Origin of the sequence: Halorubrum ezzemoulense DSM 17463, assembly GCF_002114285.1 — an archaeon.
Classification (GTDB): domain Archaea; phylum Halobacteriota; class Halobacteria; order Halobacteriales; family Haloferacaceae; genus Halorubrum; species Halorubrum ezzemoulense.
In genome coordinates this window covers 14,426-35,643 of record NZ_NEDJ01000002.1, presented here as the reverse complement: position 1 = coordinate 35,643, position 21,218 = coordinate 14,426, and the positions used below count along the sequence as shown (strand labels likewise).

Sequence of the window (21,218 nt, the reverse complement as noted above, 5' to 3'; positions counted from 1 at the left end):
CAGTCAGTTCTGGAGTTCCGCGGCGTCGTCGCTCCGCATCGACCCCAGCTTATCAACGGTCTCGTCGAGCTTCTCGTCGAGTTCGTCGACGAACTCGTGGGTCCGCTCCGTGGTGATCGCTCCCTGGCTGGACGGCTCGATGAGGTTCTCCTCTTCGAGGACGCGCAGCGAGTATCGGACCTTGTGGTGCGGGTACCCAGTCTCGTTCGACATCTTCACGATGCCGATCGGCTCGTTCTCGATGACCATCCGCAGGACTTGGAGGTGACGTTCCAGCATGTCTACCTCTTTCTCTAGTCGATCTATCATGGCACATGTTAACTTGTCATGCCCCCGTTTAAAAGTTGCTGTCGGCGACCGCGGTCACCCTGTCAGATCGCACCCTTTGACGTGGCAGTAATTAACGTGTTCGATTGCGGCGCAGCGCGCGGCTCGGACGCGGCGCGCCCGATCGCGACGGAGACCGCGAGAGTGAGTACAGGTCCGGAAACTGCGAAGATACACGAACGAGCCTATTTCCTGTGAGCCGTTTATTCAGTGATCCTCATTCGTGGTTATGTCGCAGTCACAGACCGTAATCGGTTTTACCCCCCGCCGGGAATCGGCAGGTCGTATGACACTCACCATCGTCGGCTCCCAACTCGGCGACGAGGGCAAAGGCGCGCTCGTCGACCGGTGGGGAGGGGACGCGGACGTCGTAGTCCGTTATCAGGGCGGCGACAACGCCGGCCACACCGTCGTCGAAGGCGGCGCGGAGTACAAACTCTCGTTGGTTCCCAGCGGCGCGGTCCGGGGGACCGTCGGTATCCTCGGCAACGGCTGCGTCGTCAACCCGAAGACGCTGTTCGCCGAGATCGACAACCTGCGCGAGCAGGGGCTCGACCCCGACGTGCGCGTCGCCCGCCGGGCGCACGTGATCATGCCGTACCACCGCGTGCTGGACGGGATCGAGGAGGAGGTAAAAGCCGACGACGACGCCGGCGACGCGGTCGGCACGACCGGTCGCGGTATCGGCCCCACCTACGAGGATAAGGCCGGCCGCCGCGGGATCCGGGTCGCGGACCTGCTCGACCCCGAGACCCTTCGCGAGAAGCTCGAGTACGCGGTCCCGCAGAAGCGCGCGCTCGTCGAGGACGTGTACGGGCTCGACCTCGACAGCGAGGCGCAACGCGCCTCTGGCAGCCGGACGCAGTCCGGCGACGACGACAGCGATGACGACCGCGCGGCCGCCTTCGACGTCGACGCCCTCCACGAGGAGTTCGCCGCGATCGGCGAGCGCCTCGCCGACGAGGGGATGACCGTCAACTGTTCCGACTACCTTCACCGCCGTCACGAGGCGGGCGACGAGATCCTCTTCGAGGGCGCGCAGGGGACGCACATCGACGTCGACCACGGGAACTACCCGTTCGTCACCTCGTCGAACCCGACCGCGGGCGGCGCAGCCGTCGGCTCCGGGCTCGGCGTCACGACGGTCGGCGACGGCGAGGTCGTGGGCATCGTGAAGGCGTACCTCTCGCGCGTCGGCGAGGGGCCGCTCCCGACCGAACTCGACGGCGACGCCGACGAGGAGGCGCTCGCCGACGAGATCCGCGAGAAGGGCGGCGAGTTCGGCACGGTCACCGGCCGCCCACGCCGGATCGGCTGGCTCGACCTGCCGATGCTCCGTCACGCCGCGCGCGTCTCCGGGTTCACCGGGGTCGCAGTCAACCACGTCGACGTGCTCGCCGGGCTCGACGAGCTGAAGGTGTGTACCGGCTACGAGCTCGACGGAGAGACGCTCGACACCGTCCCCACCACGACCGACCGGTGGGAGCGCTGCGAGCCGGTATACGAGACGCTCGACACGTGGGCGCCGTTCGACTCCTCGGCGGTCGCCGAGGCGGGCTACGACGCGCTCCCCGAGGCGGCCCGCGACTACCTGGAGTTCGTCGCCGACGAGATCGACACGCCGGTCTACGCCGTCGGCGTCGGCCCCGACCGCGAGGAGACGGTCGAACTGACGAACCCGTTCGACGAATAGGAACTCGCCCGTCTACCGTCGGATTTCGGGCCTATTCCCGCGGATCTATCGCGTTCAGCGCGGCCATGTCTTCCGCCGTCAGCGACAGGTCCGCGGCCGCGAGGTTGGATTCGAGGTGGTCGACGCTCGACGTGCCCGGGATCGGGAGCGTCACGTCGGAGTGGTCGAGGAGCCACGCGAGCGCGACCTGCCGCGGCGTGGCGTCGCGTCGCGCCGCGACCTCGTCGAGCGCGTCGGCGGACTCGTCGTCGTCGACCGCGTACATCGGGCCCCACGGGATGAAGCCCACGCCGCGGCCCTCGCAAGCGCGCAGCACGGCCTCGTCGTCGCGGTGGCCGACGTTGTACCGGTTCTGGACGGTCGCGATGTCGACGATGTCCGTCGCGGTCTCCAGCTGCTCGACGGTGACGTTGGAGAGCCCGACGTGCGCGATCTGGCCGGCGTCTTTCATCTCCGCGAACGCGTGGACCGACTCCGCGAAGTCGGTGTCCGGGTCCGGGCGGTGGAACTGGTAGAGGTCGATCGTGTCGGTGCCGAGGCGGTCGAGGCTACACAGGACCTGGTTCTTGAGGAAGTCCGGGTCGCCGTGGGGGAGCCAGTCGCCCTCGCGGTTGCGGAGCAGCCCGGCCTTCGAGGCGATCACCACGTCGTCGGGATCGCCGATCGCCTCGCGGATGAGCCGCTCGGAGACGCCCGGGCCGTAGGAGTCCGCGGTGTCGACGAAGTCGACGCCGAGGTCCACTGCCCGCCGGAGCACGTCCCTCGCGTCTTCCTCGTCGGCGGGCCGGCCGATGACGTCCTCGCCGGTGACCCGCATCGCGCCGAAACCGAGTCGGTCGACCGTGAACGCCCCGCCGATGTCGAACGTGTCGCGTCCGCCGCTGGTGTCGGAAGCCATGGTCCGTCCGTCTCGCGCCACGCTGAAAGCGGTAGGGGTGGCGGAAGGGGACGCGACGAACGGGCGCGGCGCGGCGCGCCGCCGCCCGTCTTGCGCCCGTCGCTACTCATAAACCGCCCCCGAGTAATCGTAGGGTATGGACGCCGAGCGCGAGGTACTCGACGTGTTGGCGCGGAACGCCCGCGAGGACATCGACGACATCGCGGCCCAGACGGGCCTCGACGCGGCGGCGGTAGCTGACGCGATCGACGCGCTGGAGGGCGACGGCGTCGTCCACGGCTACCAAGCCGTGGTCGACTGGGACCGCGTCGAGGAGGGGAAGATCCGCGCCGTCGTCGAGATCAACGTGGAACTCGACCGCGAGACGGGGTACGAGCAGGTCGCGGACCGGATCGCGAAGTTCCCCGCCGTCGACGCCTTACACCTGGTCTCGGGCGACTACGACTTCGCCGTCGAGGTGCTCGGCGAGAACATGCAGGACGTCTCCGAGTTCATCTCCGAGCAGGTCGCGCCGATGCCGGCGGTCACCCAAACCGTGACCCACTACATCATGGAGACGTACAAGGACGGCGGGATCCGGTTCGAGGACGGGGACGACGACGACCGCCTCTCCGTGTCGCCATGAGGATCTCGGACCGCGCGCGCACCCTCCCGGAGTCGGGGATCCGGAAGTTCTTCGAGCTCGCTGAGGCGCGCGACGACGTGATCTCGCTGGGGGTCGGCGAGCCCGACTTCTCGGCGCCGTGGGCCGCCCGCACCGCCGCGATCGACTCGCTCGAACGCGGGAAAACGTCCTACACCGCGAACCGCGGGATGGCCGCGCTCCGCGAGCGTGTCGCCGCGCACCACAAGCGCTACGACCAGTCGTACGACCCGTCCGAAGAGGTCCTGGTCACCACCGGCGCGAGCGAGGCGGTCGACCTCGCCTTCCGCGCGCTCGTCGACCCCGGCGACACCGTGGCGGTCCACGAGCCGACGTACATCTCCTACGGACCGGGGATCGAACTGGCAGGCGGCGAGCGGCTGACGGTCCCCACGCGCGCCGCGGACGATTTCGCGCTCACCCGGGAGTCGCTGGAGGCCGCGGGCGCGGCCGACGCTGACCTGCTCGTGCTGTGTTACCCGAACAATCCCACGGGCGCCACGATGACCGACGAGCAACTCGCGGAGGTCGCGGCGTTCTGCCGCGACAACGAGCTCCGCGTGGTGGCCGACGAGATATACGCCGCGCTCACGTACGGGGGCGACCACGCCTCGATCGCGACCCAGCCGGGGATGCGCGAGCGCACGGTCGTCGTCAACGGCTTCTCGAAGGCGTACGCGATGACCGGACTGCGGCTGGGGTACGCGCTGGGGCCGACCGACGCGATCGACGCGATGAACCGGATCCACCAGTACACGATGCTGTCGGCGCCGACGACGCCGCAGTACGCGGCGATCGAGGCGCTCGACCGCTGCGACGACGAAGTGTCGGAGATGGTCGAGGAGTACAACCGCCGCCGGCGGCTGGTCGTCTCCCGGTTCAACGAGCTGGGCCTCGACACCTTCGAGCCGGGCGGCGCCTTCTACGCGTTCCCCGAGTGCGGCGGGGACGACGAGGCGTTCGCCGAGGAGCTGCTGGAGGCGCAGGGCGTCGCCGTCGTCCCGGGGTCGGTCTTCGGCGAGGGCGGAGAAGGGCACCTCCGGGTGTCGTACGCGACCTCGATGCGCGAGCTGAAGGAGGCGACCGACCGGATCGCGGCATTCGTCGAAGGGCGCTGAGGCCGCGGTCGCGGCGCAGTCCCCGTCGCGATACGGCCGTCGCGGGGCGCCTGACGCGCTGGTGGCACACTCGGGCGCGTAAACGAACAACTATTTCCAAATTTATTGCCGTTCGCCAAAGATTATCACGCTCGATCCTGATGTTTGAGCCATGGAATTCCAGCTAACCGACGAACAGAAGCAGCTGCGCGAGGAGGTACGGAAGTTCGCCGACGAGGAGATCCGACCGGTCGCGACCGAGTACGACGTCGACGAGGCGTACCCCCACGAGGTGATGGACAAGGCCGCCGACATGGGGCTGCTCGCGCCGCACGTCCCGGTCGAGTACGGCGGGATCGGCTACTCCTCGCTGGAGAACGCCATCCTCACCGAGGAGCTGTTCGCGGCCGACCCCGGGATCGGGCTCTGTATCTCGAGCGCCGGGTTCGGCGCCGAGGCGCTGATGGAGTTCGGCACTGAGGAACAGAAGGAGCGCGTCCTTCCCGAAGTGACCGCGGGCGACGCGGTGATGGGGTCGGCCATCTCCGAGCCGCAGGCCGGCTCGGACGTGACGAGCGTGGCGACGCGGGCGGAGAAGGACGGTGACGAGTGGGTCATAAACGGGTCGAAGATGTGGATCACGAACGGCACCGTCGCGGACTACTTCGTCGTCGTCTGCGAGACGGACCCCGATATCGACGACCGCTACTCGGGCTACTCGCAGATCCTCGTCGAGGGCGACCGCGACGGGCTCACCCGCGACAAGATAACCGGGAAGCTCGGCATCCGCGCGAGCGACACCGCGGAGCTCCGCTTCGACGACGTGCGGGTGCCGGAGGAGAACCTGATCGGCCAGCGCGGGATGGGATTCCTCCAGCTCATGCAGTTCTTCGACGAGACGCGGACCGCGGTCGCCGCGCAGGGCGTCGGCATCGCCCGCGGCGCGGCCGAGCGCGCGCTGGAGTACGCCGAGGAGCGCGAGCAGTTCGGCCGCTCCATCTCCGACTTCCAGGCGATCAAACACAAGCTCGCGGAGATGCACACGAACACCGAGGCCGCCCGCTGGCTCACCTACCGCTCCGCGTGGGCGGTCGACAACGAGGCCGGCGACCTGACCGCGCTCGCGTCGATGGCCAAGGAGTTCGCCTCCCGGACCGCGGTCGAGGTCGCCGACGAGGCGGTCCAGATCCACGGCGGCGCCGGCTTCGTCAACGACCACGACGTCGAGCGACTCTACCGCGACGCGAAGATCACGCAGATCTACGAGGGGACGACCGAGATCCAGAAGAACATCGTCGCCCGCGAACTGCTCGACGAGGGGATGTGAGGGCGGCGACGGACCGCCGGTCGCCCGCGACCGACATCTAAAACCCCCGGTAGGCCTGTATCGTCGGTATGAACGAGGAGGAGGCCCTCGGAGAGGGTAACGACGCGCGCTTCGAGGGCGACGACAGGGCGGACCCGGAAGAGCGCCTCAAGCGACAGCGCGACGATCTACAGCTGCTGAACCAGGTGATGCGCCACGACATCCGCAACGACCTCCAGCTCGTCGGGGCGTACGCCGAACTGCTCGACGACCACGTCGACGAGGAGGGGCGGGAGTACCTCGACGTGATCAAGCGGAACACGCAGAGCGCCGTCTCGCTCACCACGACGGTCCGCGACCTCGCCGAAGTGATGCTCCGCGAGGACGCCGAGCCGAGCCGCGTCGCGCTCGACCGGGTCCTCTCACAGCAGGTCGAGGAGGTGCGGTCCGCGTACTCAGAGGCCGTCTTCACGGTGGAGGGCTCGTACCCGGAGGTCGAGGTCGTCGGCGACGAGATGTTGAGCTCGGTGTTCCGGAACCTCCTGCGGAACGCGGTCCAGCACAACGACGAGACCCCGCCGAAGGTGACGGTGTCGGCGACCGTCGACGAGGGCGAGGGCGTCGCCGAGGTCCGCGTCGCCGACAACGGGCCGGGGATCCCCGAAGGCCAGCGCGACGAGATATTCGGGAAGGGGGAGAAGGGCCTCGACAGCCCGGGCGCGGGGATCGGGCTGTACCTCGTCCGCTCGCTCGTCGAGATTTACGGCGGGGGCGTGTGGGTCGAGGACAACGAGCCGAGGGGCGCTGTCTTCGTCGTCAGGCTTCCGCTCTGCTCGGAGTGACCCCGCGACGCGCCGTGTCGCGGCGGCTCACTCGTCGTCGTACTCCATCGCGACCGAGTTGATACAGAACCGCTTCCCCGTGGGCTCCGGGCCGTCGTCGAACACGTGCCCGAGGTGCGAGTCGCAGTTCGCGCACCGGACCTCGGTGCGGCGCATCCCGTGGCTGGTGTCCACCGTCGTCGTCACCGACTCCTCCTCGGCGGCGTAGAAGGCGGGCCAGCCGCAGCCGGACTCGTACTTCGTCTCGGCCTCGAACAGGACCGTGCCGCAGGCGCGACACTTGTACTCCCCGTCGTCGGGGTGGTGGTCGACGTACTCGCCGGAGAACTTCGCCTCCGTGCCGCTCTCGCGCAGCACGCGGTACTCCTCGTCGGAGAGTCGCTCGCGCCACTCGTCGTCGGTCAGCTCCGCCGGGTCGCGCTCGTCTGTCTCGCTCATACCCCCGATACGCACCCCACGGGCAAGGGGGTTGCGACGGGCGAGGCGCGGAGAAGTTGCGGCCCGCGGCCCCAAACGGTATCCACCCGGCGGTCCGATTCGCGCCCATGGCACGCGAAGTCACGCACGAAGAGCGGGGGCCGACGATACTGGACGACGACGACAAGGGGGACGACGGCCTGATCTACGTCTGTCGGTGCGGGCTCTCCGACTCGCAACCGCTCTGTGACGGCTCGCATAGGGCCACGGCCGACGAGGAAGACGGCGTCGTGTACAAATACGAGGACGACGACGCCGACGGCGAGCGCCGCGCGGTCGACGGGATCGCGTTCGAAGATGCGTAGCGGCGGGCCGCCGAGCGCGACGGCGCCGGCGGTCAGATCACGCCCATCTCCCCGAGCCGCTCGGGGAGGTAGGTGTCGGTGACGAAGTCGAGCCCGCGGCTCGCGAGGGACTGCTGTTCGGACTTCTTGCCGATGTCGAGCTGGAGCTCGATCTGCTCTTCCCAGTAGTCCGTCTGGAACCGCGGGTCCTCCAGCTCGGATTCGAGGGCGTTGATGTCCGAGTCGGATAGCGGGTCGGAGGGGAGGTCGTACTCGACGATGTCCTCGGGCTGGATCCCGATGAACCGCGCCTCGGGCGTCGCGAGGTACTTCGAGAGATGTGCGGACTTGATCGAGCCGTACGCGACGGAGCCGTAGATCCGGTAGGACCACGGGTCGCCGTCGGTGAACACCACGACCGGGAGGTCCAGCTCGTCGCGGAAGCGCTTCGTGAGCCGGCGGGTGGCGCGGGCGGGCTGGCCGCCGAGGTGGACCACGAGGGCGTCGTGGGCCTCGTCGAACCCGTTCTCGACCAACCGGTCACGCATCCCGCCGGTCTCGACGCAGAGGACGAACTCGGCGTCGTTGTCGAGGAACTCGATGGTGTCCGGGTTGTTCGGGATCTGGTAGCCGCCCTGCCCCACGTCGAGCTGACAGTGGATCTCGCGTTCACCGCGGTTGGTCTGCTCGCGGAGGAGCAGCGGCCCCATCACCTTCGCGCCCGACTCCTCCGGGCGCATGTGGAAGTCCTCGCGGGTGACGCCCGTGACGATCTCTAAGTCCTCCACGAGGTCGTTCGACTCGTCCTGGGAGTTGAACTGCGCCTCGTCGTTGTCCCACGACTCCGACAGGTAGTACAGCTCACGCAGCGTCGACGAGCGATCGTCGTCGAGCTGGTTCGCGAGGAACTCGATCGTGTAGGCGGCTTTCAGCAGCTTGCGCGCGCCCCGCACCGAGTTCGCGCTTCGCGTCGAGGTGCGGTCGCCGTAGGTCCAGACGCCGCTCTCCTCGTCGTACTCGATGTTGCTCTTCGTCCGCGTGGGGAGCGTCATCTCCGGAATCGACCCCGCGGCGAACTGGTCGTAGAAGTCGGCGGCCAGGTCGATCAGCTCGTCTCGTGCGTCGCTTTCGGTCGTCATTAGTCGTTCACCGTGAGTTTCTCGGTCTCCACGCCGCCGACGCTGACCTCGAACTCGGGGTCGCCGTCGACCGCGTACGTCAGTTCTCGCTCGTCGCCCGAGGGGACCTCGGGCTTCCACTGGACGAACCACTCGCCGTCCATATCCACCACCGTTCCGTCGGAGAGGTCGGTCGGCTCCGCCGAGACGATGTCGGTGATCTCCAGCTCCTCGTTCACGTCCGAGTGGTTCTCAACGGTGAGCGTCACCGCCTCGCCGTTCACCTCGCGCTCGACGCTGACGTTGTTCATGATCCGCGCCAGGGCCCCGTCGATGTCGGGGCGCGGCCGGCCGGTGACCTCCGAGACCTTGTCGGCCATCTCCGGGAGGATGCGACCGAGCACGTCCTGTTTCTCCCGGCGCTGCTGCATCGAGCGCCGCTTACTGAGGAACGACTCCAGTTCGCGGGCGGCCTCCCGGACCGCGAGCTCGATCTCGTCTTCGATCTCGGGGACGTTCGCGAGCGCGTCCTTCGACTCGCTCGTGAACGGGACGTTCGTGGAGGCGACGTGGATGCTGATGACGGCCGGCCCGTTCGGCATCCCCGACCCCCCGGGCTGGTCTAACCCGTAGTTGCGCCACCCGATCTGTTTTATCACGTCCGTCGTCGCGCAGGCGCCTCGCTGGTAGACGAGCGGGACGCGGTTGGCGAACCGGAGCAGCTCGACCGACGCCTCGGCGGGAATCTCGCCGCCGTACGCGATCCCGGCCTCGACGATGAACGGGTCGCCGCCGTGGACCTCGGCGTCGCGGGTCGCCGCCGCGTAGAAGTCGGCGTCGTACTCCTTCCGTAGCCCGGCCTCGACCAGCTCCGCCGTGATCGGCGCGAGACACCCGGTCGGCGGCGCGAGGATGTCCGTCGTCCGCATCGCCTCTAGGAGGTCGGCCGCGGCGTCGCGGTCGCCCGCGATCGACTTCACCTTCGGCGGGTCGTCTGGCACGGTCCGCGCCCGCGACCAGAACGCCGCGACGACGTTCTCGCGCGCGGTCTCGCCGACGGTCGCGTCGTGCTGCTCGGCGACGAACGACGCCGCGTCCGCGACGCGGCGTTCGAGGTCGTCGCGGGTGGTCCGGAACGCGTCGCCGTCGAGGTTCTCGAACCGGCGCGCGAGCGCCTCGGCCATCGCCTGAACCGCGGCGTCGTCCTTCCGCGTCGACGTGGCCTCGTCGACCAGCGCGTACACGTCGGGGACGAGCGGGGACTCCTCGGGGTCGTCGGCCCCGCCGTCGCCGCTCGACGCCGCGGCCTCCTCGTCCGCGCCGCCGCGGCCGGTGACCGCCCGCCACCCGGCGTCGACCGCGTTCTCGCGGACGGTCCCGCCGAACGTCTTTCCGGTGTCGTCCTCGACCGTCTCCGCGACGTTGTCGACGATGTCGGCGAGCTCGGACCGGGTGATCCGGTCGTTGTTCCCGACCGTCTCGGCGACGCCCGCTGCGAAGGCGGTCGTCGCTTCCGCGCCCTTGTTGGCGACGGCCTCGGAGACCGCGCTCGCGATATCGCGGTCGTCGTGCGCTCGGGGCGGCGACCACGACAGCTCGCGGCCGTAGTACACGTCCCGGAAGTTGTCGATCACGCTGTCGGCGGTCTTCTTGCCGACCCGTGTGAACTCCTCTTGGAGGAACCCGGAGACCGAGTACGACTCGGTCGCCTCCAGCATCTTGATCAGCGTGCCGAGCTCGACGCCGTGGGGGTGCGGACGGATCTCCTCCGTCTCCGCCGGCAGCTCGTCGGTGGCGCGCTCGAACTTCATCGGCTCGTCGAGCCCCGGCTCGCGCAGTTCGAGCCGTGCGTGGGGGTTGACGACCGCGGTGTGTTTCACGTAGTCGTGGAGCTGCTGTCGGGCGCGCATGTTCGCCTCCATCTCCAGCTCGATCCGGGTCCCGTGGGGGCGGTCCCACGTCGTCTCCTCGTCGGCCTGGATCTCCGGCTCGTTCGTGTCCGTATCGATGATGAGCTCGAAGTACTGCGCCCGCGATTGGCCCTTCGGCCGCGAAGTGATCTTCGCCGGCTGGCCCGAGGTCAGCTGCGAGTACAGGACGGCCGCCGAGATCCCGATCCCCTGCTGCCCGCGGGACTGCTCGCGGGCGTGGAACCGGCTACCGTACAGGAGCTTTCCGAACACCTTCGGAAGCTGTTCTTTCGTGATCCCAGGCCCGTTGTCCTCGATGACGAGCCGGTAGTAGTCGCCCACCTCCTCGATCTCGATGTAGATGTCGGGGAGGACGCCGGCCTCCTCGGTCGCGTCGAGGGCGTTGTCGACCGCCTCCTTGACAGCGGTGACGAGCCCCCGGGCGCCCGAGTCGAACCCGAGCATGTGTTTGTTCTTCTCGAAGAACTCGGCGATGGAGATCTCGCGCTGGCCCTCGGCCAGCTCCTCCGCGATCCCCTCCTCGTCGCCGATCGTCGACTGGAAGGACGTCATTCGGTACTCACTCCTTTCCCCGAGGCACCTAAAAACGCACCGGCGGCGCGGTGAAAGTGTATCCCCGCGGAAGAAGCCGTCTCCGACGGATGCGTGTGCCGCTCTCACGTGACCGTTCTCGGGACGCGTCTGAACTCGCTATCCCGTCATACCGTCGGCCGGCCGGTCGTTACATTGAAATAATTTAAATTTATTGATTGATGCGGCACGGTGATGTGTCACAGACCAGCATTTGTTCCGGGAGGGAGCACCGAAATGACAGACGACGCGAGTGGCGAGGCGAACCGAGCGCGAACCACGACCCGACCGCCGGAGCCGGACCGACGGGCGGTACTCCGAGGCACGGCCGCGACCGGCGCCGCCCTCGTCTGGGGCACGTCGACCGCCGTCGGCGAACCGAGAAGTGGGAACGGCGCCGGCGTCCGCGCTGCGGGCGGGTTCCCACCGAAGGGGATCACGACCTACGGCCGGAGCGTCGACCTCGGAAACGGCTCGGTCAGGACGTTCACCACCGAGACCCCGTCGGGCGAGCCGAAGTACCACGGCGTGGAGTTCGACCGGACGGCGCTGGAGGGCCTCCCGAACGCCGGCGAGCTCGAAGCGGCCAACCACCGGGCCGAGACCGACAAGTACCGCGCGGGCGGGCAGGCGACGCAGGTCCACTTCAAGCAGTCGCTCCAGTTCTTCGTCCCGTTCCCAGCCGCGGAGCGGACGCCGTTCACGTTCCTCGGGCTCAACTGGAATCCGGGCGGCCACTTCGGCGGGGCGGGCGCGTGGCTCAAGCCGCACTTCGATATTCACTTCCACATGCTCGATCCGGCGACCGTCGACGCCGTCGACGGACCTCGACTCCCGCCGTACGACACCGGGAACGGGGAGTACGCGCCCGGCAGTCCGCAGCCGGATCCCGACGGCGAGGTGACGGAGACGCGGTTCGATTACGACCAGCTCCCCGAGGGGTACGCGCGGTCGCCCGAGCCGGTCGCCGACCAGCGGTACATCACCGACATGGGCGAACACACGGCTCCCGCGGACGCGCCGGAACTCCCGGACGGCCCGGGCGAGCCGGGGGACCCGGACGCGTTCGCGAATACGCTCATCCAGGGGTTCATCGCACCCGACGAGAGCGAGCCGCCGCGGTTAGCGTTCGTCGAACCGATGATCACGCGGGACTTCCTCAGGGGCTTCGAGGGGCGGGAGACGTACGCGGTCCCGCAGCCGGACACGTACCCGCATGCCCGACGGCACCCGACCGAGTACGCCGTCCGCGACGTTCCGTCCGCGGACGCGGTGGCCGTCGTGTTACGCGGGTTCGAGGAGACCTGATTTCGGAGCGTCGCCGCCCCGTCCCGGGGACGCTCTCGGGCGACGGTTCGGCCGCCGACAGGTTTCTCCCCGTGACGCCCCTTCCTCCGTCCATGTCAGGATGGACGGCCGACGAGATGCCGCGGTTGGACGGGAAGACGGTGGTCGTCACCGGGGCGAACAGCGGACTCGGGTTCGAGGGGACCCGGGAGTTCGCCGCGAGGGGCGCGACCGTCGTGATGGCGTGTCGGAGCGTCGAGCGCGCCGAGGCGGCGGCCGACGAGGTCCGGGCGGACGCCAGGGGCGGCCTCGACGGCGACCTCGACGTCCGCGAGTGCGACCTCGCGTCGCTCGACTCGGTGGGGGCGTTCGTCGATGGCCTGCGGGACGACTACGACGCCGTCGACGTGCTCTGTAACAACGCCGGCGTGATGGCGATCCCGCGTAGCGAGACCGAGGACGGCTTCGAGACGCAGTTCGGCGTCAACCACCTCGGCCACTTCGCGCTCACCGGACGGCTGTTCGACCTCCTTGACGCCGCCGAGGGGATCGGCAGTGATGCCCGCGTCGTCACGCAGTCCTCGGGGGCCCACGAGCAGGGCGAGATGGACTTCTCGGATCTCAACTGGGAGCGGTCGTACGGGAAGTGGCAGGCGTACGGACGCAGCAAGCTCTCGAACCTGCTGTTCGCCTACGAGCTCCAGCGCCGGCTCGACGCCGCGAGCGACGAGGACGGCGACCCGGGGATCCGCAGCGTCGCCTGCCACCCCGGCTACACCGACACGAACCTCCAGATGCGGACCGCCGAGGAGAGCGGGAACCCGCTGATGAAGGTCGGCATGAAGGCCGCGAACGCGGTCCTCGGGCAGGACGCCGATATCGGCGTCGAGCCGATGCTGTACGCGGCCACCGCCGACATCGACGGCGGGGCGTACGTCGAGCCGGGCGGCCTGATGAACATGCGCGGGCACCCGACCGTCGGGCGGTCGAACGACGCCTCCTACGACCGGGACGACGCCCGGAAGCTCTGGGAGTACTCGACCGAGGCGACCGGCGTCGAGTACCCGGTGTAGGCGGTTTTCGCGCGCCGCTCGCGCGGCCGCGGCTCGCTCGGTCCGTCCCTCAGTGAAGCGTCCCGTCCCGGACGTGGGCGTCGTGCGCGAACAGCGCGTAGCCCACATCGACCGGCCGGTAGCCCGTCTCGTCGGCGATCGCGCGGATCGGCTCGATCATCGTCACGTAGTCGGCGGCGTCGAACGACTCCTTGCGCCCGTCGAGGTAACCCAGCCGCTCCAGAGACGCCCAGACCCGCGTGTCGACGACGGCGTGCCGATCGCCGTCGAGCGCGGCCACCACGCACGACGCGGTCGCCGCTTTGAACCCGGCGAGGCCGGTGATGAGGTGGATCGACGAGAAGTCGCCGTCGACGGCGCGCGCGTTGCGCGTCACCTCGCGGCAGCGCGCCTCGGGATTCTTCTCGACGTGGTACGCGCTCCGCGTGGACGACTCGTAGGCGATCTCGTACAGCTGATCCCGCGTCAGGTGCCCCTGCGAGCGGTACCGCTCGCCGAACTCGTCGAGCCGCTCCGGGAGGACGCCCTGCGTCTCGGCGTAGCGGTCGAGGTTCTCGGCGACGAACGCGTCGAGGTCGTCGAGGTGGCTGTTAGGGTCGTCGGCCTCCATGTAGAAAGCTCGTCGCTCGGCGAGTAAAACGGCGACGCCGTCGGCGGGAAGGAGAGACAGCGAGGGCGTCGGCCGACGGACGAACGACGGCGCCGTCGCTCGCGGTGCGTAATATACACGGAACGCGTTTCGAGAGCTGTCCGAGTTCGCCGGTAGCGGATGCCGCCGGACGAGTTACAGCCGAGTGAGGTTCGTCGCGCGCGGACCCTTGTCCGCCTCCTCGATCTCGAACTCTACCTCCTGTCCCTCCTCGAGGTCCGGGCCGCCGACGTCTTCCATGTGGAAGAACACGTCCTCGTCAGCGTCGTCAGTCTCGATGAATCCGTAGCCGCCGGTGTCGTTGAAGAAGTCGACCTTGCCTGTCGCCATCGCGGATCAACTGTCGCCCGACGAGGTGATAAGTGTTGTGTGCCGCGTTCGTGGGGAGGAAATAGGGTCGAGTTCGGGCGAAACCCTCCGGTAGCTTCGGATTCTAAATTTTCTCTCTTGTCAGGCTTTGGTTTCGAATGGGAAAACGCACTAAGGGAGTATCCCGTAGTAGTACCCAAGATGAGTGCCAGAACGACCCACCTCGACATCACGGGGATGAGCTGCGCCAACTGCTCGGCGGCGGTCGGCGACGCCGTCGAGTCGCTGGACGGCGTCTCGCGGGCGGACGCGAACTACGCGACCGACGAGGCGAGCGTCGAGTACGACCCGGAGGCGACGTCGCTCGCGGCGATCTACGACGCGATCGAGGACGCGGGCTACGGGGCGGTCTCGGAGACGGCGACCGTCGCCATCACCGACATGTCGTGCGCGAACTGCGCGGACGCCAACCGCGACGCCCTCGAGTCCGTACCCGGCGTCGTCGACGCCGACGTGAACTACGCGACGGACGAGGCGCAGGTCCGATACAACCCCGCCGAGACCTCGCGGGCGGCGCTGTACGACGCCGTCGAGGACGCGGGTTACTCGCCGGTCCGCGAGGACGAGGACTCGAACGGCGAGGGGGAGGACGGCGACTCCGGCGAGAGCGCGCGCGACGCGGCTCGGAACGCGGAGATCAGAAAGCAGCTTCGGCTGACGCTGTTCGGCGCCGCGCTGGCCGCGCCGCTGCTGTTCTTCATGGCCGACAAGCTCCTCCTCGGGGGCGCCGTCGTCCCGGAGCGGGTCCTCGGCGTCGAGATCGGCTGGGTCCAGTTCGCGCTCGCGACGCCGGTCCAGCTGGTGCTCGGGCGGCCGTTCTACAGGAACTCGTACAAGGCGCTCGTCACGAACGGCCGCGCCAACATGGACGTGCTGATCGCGCTGGGGTCGTCGACGGCGTACGTTTACTCCGTCGCCGTCCTCCTCGATCTGGTCGCCGGGAGCGTCTACTTCGACACGGCGGCGCTGATCCTCGTCTTCATCACGCTCGGCAACTACCTCGAAGCCCGCTCGAAGGGACAGGCCGGCAACGCGCTGCGGAAGCTCCTGGAGATGGAGGCCGACACCGCGACCCTCGTCGACGAGGACGGGACCGAGCGCGAGGTCCCGATCGACGAGGTCGCGGTCGGCGACCGGATGAAGGTCCGCCCCGGCGAGCAGATCCCGACCGACGGCGTCGTCGTCGAGGGACAGTCCGCGGTCGACGAGTCGATGGTGACCGGGGAGTCCGTCCCGGTCGAGAAGGGCGAGGGCGACGAGGTCGTCGGCTCGACGATAAACGAGAACGGCCTCCTCGTCGTCGAGGCGACGAAGGTCGGCGCGGACACCGCGCTCCAGCAGATCGTTCAGACGGTGAAGGAGGCACAGTCCCGCCAGCCCGACATCCAGAACCTCGCGGACCGGATCTCCGCGTACTTCGTGCCCGCGGTCATCGCGAACGCGCTGTTCTGGGGCGTCGTCTGGTTCCTCTTCCCCGAGGCGCTCGCGGGCTTCGTCGACTCGCTCCCGCTGTGGGGGCAGGTCGCGGGCGGACCCGGTTCGACCGGCGGGACCATCTCGGTGTTCGAGTTCGCCGTCGTCGTGTTCGCCTCGTCGGTGCTCATCGCGTGTCCCTGCGCGCTCGGGCTCGCGACCCCGGCCGCGACGATGGTCGGGACCACCATCGGGGCGCGGAACGGCGTCCTGTTCAAGGGCGGCGACGTCCTCGAACGCGCGAAAGACGTCGACACGGTCGTGTTCGACAAGACGGGAACGCTCACGGCGGGCGAGATGGAGCTCACCGACGTGGTCGCGACCGGTGAGGTCCCCGACGGCGGCGCGGTCGCCGAGCGCGGCGACGCGGCGGCGACGGACGACGCGACGGCGACGGCCGAAGACGAGATCCTCCGGCTCGCCGCTAGCGCCGAACGCGGCAGCGAACACCCCCTCGCCCGGGCGATCGTCGACGGTGCCGAGGCGCGCGGCCTCGACCTCGGCGAGCCCGAGTCGTTCGAGAACGTCCCGGGGCACGGAGTCAGAGCCACCGTCGACGGCGACGAGGTACTCGTCGGCAACCGGAAGCTGCTGCGCGACGCCGGGATCGACCCCTCGCCCGCGGCGGACGCGATGGAGCGGCTCGAACGCGAGGGGAAGACGGCGATGCTCGTCGCGCGGGTCCCCGCCGGCGCGGACGACGGGGAGCTCCTCGGCGTCGTCGCCGACGCGGACACGGTGAAACCGAGCGCAAAGGACGCGGTGAGCCAGCTCCGCGAGCGCGGGGTCGACGTGATGATGATCACGGGCGACAACGAGCGCACGGCCCGCGCGGTCGCAGAGCAGGTCGGCATCGACCCCGAGAACGTCCGCGCCGGCGTCCTCCCCGAGGACAAGTCCGACGCGGTCGAGGCGATCCAGAGCGACGGCCGTCGGGCGATGATGGTCGGCGACGGCGTCAACGACGCCCCCGCGCTGGCGGTCGCGTACGTCGGCACCGCGATCGGCTCCGGGACCGACGTGGCGATCGAGGCCGCCGACGTGACGCTGATGCGCGACGACCCGCTCGACGTGGTGAAGGCGATCCGCGTCTCCGACGCGACGCTCCGGAAGATCAAACAGAACCTCGTGTGGGCGCTCGGCTACAACACCGCGATGATCCCGCTCGCGTCGCTCGGGCTGCTCCAGCCCGCCCTCGCGGCCGGGGCGATGGCGTTCTCGTCGGTGTCGGTGCTGACGAACAGCCTCGCCTTCCGCCGGTACGATCCCGACGGAGACTACGCGCTCCTCAGGTTCCTGCGGCGCTGAACGCCACCGACGGTCCCTCGTCGGGCTCTCTCCCCGACTCTCTCGGCTCGCCGTCCCGAAGTCCCAAGACGGCGCGGAGCGTACGCCGTCGCATGTCCACCCTCCTCGTCGTCGGCGGCAGCGGGTTCATCGGACGCGGCGTCTGTCGGTTCGCGGTCCGCGACGGCCACGAGGTCCGCAGCGTCTCGCGGGGCGGCCGCCCGGACCTCGCCGCCGACTGGGTCGACGGCGTCTCGTGGACGAGCGCCGACCTCTTCCGGCCGAACGCGTGGCGCGATCGCCTCGACGGCGTCGACGCCGTGGTTCACGCCGTCGGGACCCTCACCGAGGCGCCGACCGACGGCGTGACCTTCGAGCGCGTCAACGGCGACGCGGCCCTCCTCGCGGCGCTGGAGGCGGAGCGGGCCGGCGTCGACGCGTTCGTCTTCCTCTCCGCGGCCGGGAAGCCGCCCGGCGTCCGGAACGCCTTCCTGACGGCCAAGCGACGCGCCGAGACCGGGATCGCCGACCTCGACCTCGACGCCGTCACCCTCCGACCGGGACCGGTGTACGGGGAGGGACAGCCGCACGTTCCCGGCGTGGTCGACCGCCTCCTCCGGTTCGTCGCGAGCGCGCGGCCGATCGCGTCCCGGCTCGGCGAGTCGCGGCCGCTCTCCGTGGACACGGTCGCGCGGGCGACGTACCGCGCCGCGCTGGATCCGGACGAGCGGTTACTCGACGTCGGTGATATTCGCGAACTCGCCGGGTGAACGGCGAGAGTAATCGGGCGCGTCAGCGCGCGCTCTGCTCTTTGGCGATCTCCAGCGAGATGAAGAAGCCGAAGTAGGCGGGGATCCCCGCGAGCATGAACATGTACAGCACCCACTGCGGGGCCGCCGAGAAGGCGACGTTGTACAGCGACGACGCGAGCCCGACCCACACGAGCGCGAACAGCAGGTCCTGTAACATTCCGGTGCCGTTCTCGCTGAGTACGTGCCGGGCGCGGTCGGCGACGCTCGGGTCGGTCGGCTCGTCGTCCGGCGTCTCCGCGGCGTCCGAGTCGGGCATATGGTGAGTGGCTGAGGGGGATACGTCGGTGTTGCGGAATCGCGCGGCGTCGACCGCGCGGCGAGTCGATCCGTCCGTCGGCGAGGAACCGAACCTCGGGGTTCAGTCCTCGTCGAGGTAGTCGACGACGAGGACGGGGACGTGCGTCGAGCGCAGGGTACGCTCCGTGACGCTGCCGAGCAGGGCGCGGCGGACGCCCGCGCGGCCGTGGCTCCCCATCACGATGATGTCGATATCGTGATTCTCGGCGTAGTCGGCGATCACCTTGTGGGGTCGCCCGCCCGCGACGTGTTCGACGACGTCGACATCGCGCTCGGCGCCACGGTCGGCGACGACGCCGGTCGCCGCTTCGGCCTGTTCTTTCAGCTCGTCCATCTCGTCGAACCGACCCTGCCTGATTCGGTCCACCTGTTCGGTCCCGAGGCTGATGTTCACGGAGTCGATGTCGACGACGTACAGCGCGTGGACCTCGGCGTCGTACTTCTCCGCGAGGTCGAGGGCGTGGTCGACCGCTGCCTCCGCGACGTCGCTGCCGTCGGTGGGAACGAGGATGCGGTCGTACATTATCGCTCCTCCTCCGTCGTCTCGTCGTCAACTGCGCGACCACCGTCCGTCGCGACGTCTTCACCGCCGTCGGCGACCACGTCCTCGGCGGTCTGCTGTTGCCCCATCGGTTCGGGGCTGTGACACTGGCGCACCATCCGCTTGGTCTCCAGTGGCGGTTCCGGCGTCGCCATCGAGACGACAATCGTGACGAGGAACACGAGCGGCGTTCCGATTAAAGCAGCGCCGATCGGCGGGACGTACTGGGCGTAGATCGGGACGCTCGCCTGTCCGGCGCCACCGGCGATGTCGGCGAGGAAGCCCAGGTAGGCGGGCAGGACGCTGTTGATGATCGAAGTGATCCACAGCAGGAGACCGACGGACATCCCGGCCAAGGCCCCCTGGCGGTTGGTGTTCTCCCACCAGAGCCCGAGGAAGAACATCGGGAACAGCACGGTGCCGGCGAGCGAGAACGCGTAGGCGACGAGTTCACCGATGAGCGCCGGCGGGTTGAACGCGGTGACGGTGACCAGGGCGCCGATGCCGATGATGGTCGCCCGCCCGATGAGCACCTGCTGGCGCTGGGTCGCGTCGGGGTTGATGAGCTCCGAGTAAATGTCGTGTGCGACGGCCGAAGAGGCCGTGATGAACAGTCCGGCGGTCGTCGCGATGGCCGCGGCCATCCCGCCGGCGGCGACGAGGCCGACGAACCAGCGCGGCAGGCTCGCGAACTGGGCGGCCAGCACGACGATAACGTCCCCCTCCGCGCCGGACATCGCCTGTTGACCGCTGTAGACGGCGTCCGGGGAGAGGTTGTTGACCGCGGCGAACAGGTCGACGCCGAAGGCGGCCATCGCCGGCGCGGCCCAGTACAGGAGCATGATGAAGAACAGCCCCGAGACCGTCGACCACCGGGCCGTGCGCTCGTTTTTGACCGTGTAGAACCGGACCAAGACGTGCGGGAGTCCGCAGGTCCCGACGATGAGCGAGAACGCCGTCGCGACCCAGAGGTAGTAGCTGTTCCCGCCGATGAACGGTTCGGAGAACTGCCGGCTGAGTTCGCTGAACAGGGTGCCGTACTCGATCTGCGGAAGCACGGTGGAGTAGCCCTGTGAGAAGCCGACGACGTAGACGCCCGCGAGGAACGCGATGATGAGGATAACGTACTGGACGGCCATGTTCTTCGTCGCGCCCAGCATCCCGGAGAGCGCGAGGTACCCGACCGTTATGGTCATCATCACGACGATCATCGGGACGATGTCGAGCCCGAAGACGTACTGGCCGACGAGCCCCATCCCGCGGGCCTGGCCCACGGAGTAGACGTACGCGATGAGCAGCGTGGTGAACGCGGCCAGCGCGCGTGCCATCGGGGAGTTGAACCGGTCCGCGACGAAGTCCGGCGCAGTGTACTTCCCGAACCGGCGCATTTGCGCCGCGAGGAAGATGAGCAGGACGAAGTACCCGGTGGTCCAGCCGACGATGAACGCCAGCCCGTAGAATCCGGACAGCGCGACTAGCCCCGCGAGGCCGAGATACGAGGCGGCCGACATCCAGTTGGCGCCGATCGCCATCCCGTTCTCGATGTTGCCGATACCCCGGCCGGCGACCCACATGCCCTCGGCGTCCGCCACCTTGAACACGAACCCGATGACGAGGAACGAGGCCATCATCAGGAAAACGATGATCGCCGGGAGGAGCTTGAACGAGATGTCGAGCGCCTCGGCTTGAAGCGGGGCCATCATCCCTGCTGCCCCCCGTCGTCGACGCTCCCGGAGTCCGCGGGCTCCGCGGCGGTGTGTTCGATGCCGTACTTATCGTCCAACTTGTCGCGCTGACGGGCGTAGACGGCCGCCAAGACGAGGGCGCTCGTCGGCGCTCCGAAGGCGACGAGGAAGTAGTGGAGGGGGAACCCGAGCACCGGTACCGTCGTCGTCGTCATCGGCCCCGGAGCGAGCATCGTCAGTGTCACCGGGCCGAAGACGGCGAGCGCCCAGACGATGAACCCGGCCCAGACGATCCTGAGATGGTCCCGCATGTACGCGGTGCTCGGTTTCAGCAGGTTCACCTCTTCGCTGAGGTAGTCGGTGTCCCTGTGCGTCTGTGCGGCTCCGGCGGAGGCGACGCCCCCGTCGGTGGCCGCGTCGTCGGATGCGCGGCCCCCGTCGGTGACCGCGTCGTCCCGTTCGCGTGAGGTATTATCTGTCATGTTTTGGCGTGAGTCGCGAGTTTGTTTATCTGAGTTTTTCGTGATAGTTGCCGTCGCGTCGTCCGTCGTGGTCGTGG

The 21,218-nt window shown here is 68.8% G+C and carries 21 protein-coding genes; 10 read left to right on the top strand and 11 right to left on the bottom strand.

Translation table 11 applies throughout. The annotated features are described in order from the left end of the window. Nucleotides 1-3: 3 nt before the first annotated feature. Nucleotides 4-309: a hypothetical protein gene (locus B9H04_RS00960; RefSeq protein ID WP_085682367.1), complete on the bottom strand. Its 306-nt coding sequence runs from the start codon at nucleotides 307-309 to the stop codon at nucleotides 4-6. A gap of 304 nt (nucleotides 310-613) precedes the next feature. Between B9H04_RS00960 and B9H04_RS00955 the strand changes: the two genes are divergently transcribed. Further along, a complete protein-coding gene (locus B9H04_RS00955) occupies nucleotides 614-2,020 on the top strand; it encodes an adenylosuccinate synthase (RefSeq protein WP_049929598.1) in 1,407 nt (468 codons plus the stop codon). A 31-nt stretch (nucleotides 2,021-2,051) separates the two neighbouring features. Here the strand turns inward: B9H04_RS00955 and B9H04_RS00950 are convergent, their stop codons facing one another. Continuing rightward, the gene (locus B9H04_RS00950; RefSeq protein ID WP_049929597.1) at nucleotides 2,052-2,918 is read right to left on the bottom strand and encodes an aldo/keto reductase; all 867 of its coding nucleotides are present in this window, start codon (nucleotides 2,916-2,918) and stop codon (nucleotides 2,052-2,054) included. A gap of 136 nt (nucleotides 2,919-3,054) precedes the next feature. Between B9H04_RS00950 and B9H04_RS00945 the strand changes: the two genes are divergently transcribed. The 4 genes from B9H04_RS00945 to B9H04_RS00930 all read left to right on the top strand — a co-directional run bounded on the left by B9H04_RS00945 (nucleotide 3,055) and on the right by B9H04_RS00930 (nucleotide 6,806). Then, nucleotides 3,055-3,543 (top strand): Lrp/AsnC family transcriptional regulator, encoded by a 489-nt coding sequence (locus B9H04_RS00945; protein ID WP_049929596.1) that lies wholly within the window; start codon nucleotides 3,055-3,057, stop codon nucleotides 3,541-3,543. Further along, a complete protein-coding gene (locus tag B9H04_RS00940; RefSeq protein WP_049929595.1) occupies nucleotides 3,540-4,679 on the top strand; it encodes a pyridoxal phosphate-dependent aminotransferase in 1,140 nt (379 codons plus the stop codon). The genes B9H04_RS00945 and B9H04_RS00940 overlap by 4 nt, the downstream gene beginning before the upstream one ends. A 151-nt stretch (nucleotides 4,680-4,830) precedes the next feature. Continuing rightward, nucleotides 4,831-5,985, top strand: coding sequence for an acyl-CoA dehydrogenase family protein (locus B9H04_RS00935; RefSeq protein ID WP_049929594.1), 1,155 nt, complete (start codon nucleotides 4,831-4,833; stop codon nucleotides 5,983-5,985). Between the two features lie 68 nt (nucleotides 5,986-6,053). Then, nucleotides 6,054-6,806 (top strand): sensor histidine kinase, encoded by a 753-nt coding sequence (locus B9H04_RS00930; RefSeq protein WP_049929593.1) that lies wholly within the window; start codon nucleotides 6,054-6,056, stop codon nucleotides 6,804-6,806. Between the two features lie 27 nt (nucleotides 6,807-6,833). Here B9H04_RS00930 and msrB read toward each other — a convergent pair whose 3' ends face one another. Next, entirely contained in the window at nucleotides 6,834-7,244 is a 411-nt protein-coding gene (gene msrB / locus B9H04_RS00925; RefSeq protein ID WP_049929592.1) for a peptide-methionine (R)-S-oxide reductase MsrB, read from the bottom strand. 107 nt (nucleotides 7,245-7,351) lie between these two features. On the opposite strand from msrB, the gene B9H04_RS00920 reads away from it, so the two are divergent. Further along, entirely contained in the window at nucleotides 7,352-7,588 is a 237-nt protein-coding gene (locus tag B9H04_RS00920; protein ID WP_049929591.1) for a CDGSH iron-sulfur domain-containing protein, read from the top strand. 32 nt (nucleotides 7,589-7,620) lie between these two features. Here the strand turns inward: B9H04_RS00920 and B9H04_RS00915 are convergent, their stop codons facing one another. Together B9H04_RS00915 and B9H04_RS00910 are read right to left on the bottom strand one after the other, a co-directional pair. Beyond that, on the bottom strand, nucleotides 7,621-8,706 hold the full coding sequence (locus B9H04_RS00915; protein ID WP_049929589.1) for a DNA topoisomerase IV subunit A: 1,086 nt from the start codon (nucleotides 8,704-8,706) through the stop codon (nucleotides 7,621-7,623). Next, nucleotides 8,706-11,168 carry a DNA topoisomerase VI subunit B gene (locus B9H04_RS00910; protein WP_085682366.1) on the bottom strand — a complete coding sequence of 821 codons (2,463 nt, stop codon included), beginning with the start codon at nucleotides 11,166-11,168 and terminating at the stop codon, nucleotides 8,706-8,708. The genes B9H04_RS00915 and B9H04_RS00910 overlap by 1 nt, the downstream gene beginning before the upstream one ends. A 255-nt stretch (nucleotides 11,169-11,423) precedes the next feature. Here B9H04_RS00910 and B9H04_RS00905 point away from each other — a divergent pair, with 255 nt between their 5' ends. Then, nucleotides 11,424-12,494 carry a hypothetical protein gene (locus B9H04_RS00905; RefSeq protein ID WP_049929587.1) on the top strand — a complete coding sequence of 357 codons (1,071 nt, stop codon included), beginning with the start codon at nucleotides 11,424-11,426 and terminating at the stop codon, nucleotides 12,492-12,494. A gap of 92 nt (nucleotides 12,495-12,586) precedes the next feature. Beyond that, the gene (locus B9H04_RS00900) at nucleotides 12,587-13,546 is read left to right on the top strand and encodes an oxidoreductase (RefSeq protein ID WP_080508531.1); all 960 of its coding nucleotides are present in this window, start codon (nucleotides 12,587-12,589) and stop codon (nucleotides 13,544-13,546) included. Between the two features lie 49 nt (nucleotides 13,547-13,595). On the opposite strand, the gene B9H04_RS00895 is transcribed toward B9H04_RS00900, so the two are convergent. Further along, nucleotides 13,596-14,156, bottom strand: coding sequence for a hypothetical protein (locus tag B9H04_RS00895; RefSeq protein WP_049929586.1), 561 nt, complete (start codon nucleotides 14,154-14,156; stop codon nucleotides 13,596-13,598). Nucleotides 14,157-14,330: 174 nt separating this feature from the next. Beyond that, nucleotides 14,331-14,525: a cold-shock protein gene (locus B9H04_RS00890; RefSeq protein WP_004045866.1), complete on the bottom strand. Its 195-nt coding sequence runs from the start codon at nucleotides 14,523-14,525 to the stop codon at nucleotides 14,331-14,333. 180 nt (nucleotides 14,526-14,705) lie between these two features. Here B9H04_RS00890 and B9H04_RS00885 point away from each other — a divergent pair, with 180 nt between their 5' ends. Both B9H04_RS00885 and B9H04_RS00880 read left to right on the top strand, forming a co-directional pair. Beyond that, nucleotides 14,706-17,345, top strand: coding sequence for a heavy metal translocating P-type ATPase (locus B9H04_RS00885; protein ID WP_049929585.1), 2,640 nt, complete (start codon nucleotides 14,706-14,708; stop codon nucleotides 17,343-17,345). A gap of 92 nt (nucleotides 17,346-17,437) precedes the next feature. Next, nucleotides 17,438-18,094, top strand: coding sequence for an NAD-dependent epimerase/dehydratase family protein (locus tag B9H04_RS00880; RefSeq protein WP_049929584.1), 657 nt, complete (start codon nucleotides 17,438-17,440; stop codon nucleotides 18,092-18,094). Between the two features lie 22 nt (nucleotides 18,095-18,116). On the opposite strand, the gene B9H04_RS00875 is transcribed toward B9H04_RS00880, so the two are convergent. From B9H04_RS00875 to B9H04_RS00860, 4 genes are all read right to left on the bottom strand, one after another. After that, nucleotides 18,117-18,392 (bottom strand): hypothetical protein, encoded by a 276-nt coding sequence (locus B9H04_RS00875; protein WP_049929583.1) that lies wholly within the window; start codon nucleotides 18,390-18,392, stop codon nucleotides 18,117-18,119. 102 nt (nucleotides 18,393-18,494) lie between these two features. Then, nucleotides 18,495-18,956 carry a universal stress protein gene (locus tag B9H04_RS00870; protein WP_049929582.1) on the bottom strand — a complete coding sequence of 154 codons (462 nt, stop codon included), beginning with the start codon at nucleotides 18,954-18,956 and terminating at the stop codon, nucleotides 18,495-18,497. Continuing rightward, on the bottom strand, nucleotides 18,956-20,677 hold the full coding sequence (locus B9H04_RS00865; RefSeq protein ID WP_085682365.1) for a sodium:solute symporter family transporter: 1,722 nt from the start codon (nucleotides 20,675-20,677) through the stop codon (nucleotides 18,956-18,958). Before B9H04_RS00865 ends, B9H04_RS00870 begins: the two co-directional genes overlap by 1 nt. Next, on the bottom strand, nucleotides 20,674-21,141 hold the full coding sequence (locus tag B9H04_RS00860; protein ID WP_049929580.1) for a DUF4212 domain-containing protein: 468 nt from the start codon (nucleotides 21,139-21,141) through the stop codon (nucleotides 20,674-20,676). Before B9H04_RS00860 ends, B9H04_RS00865 begins: the two co-directional genes overlap by 4 nt. Between the last annotated feature and the right edge of the window lie 77 nt (nucleotides 21,142-21,218).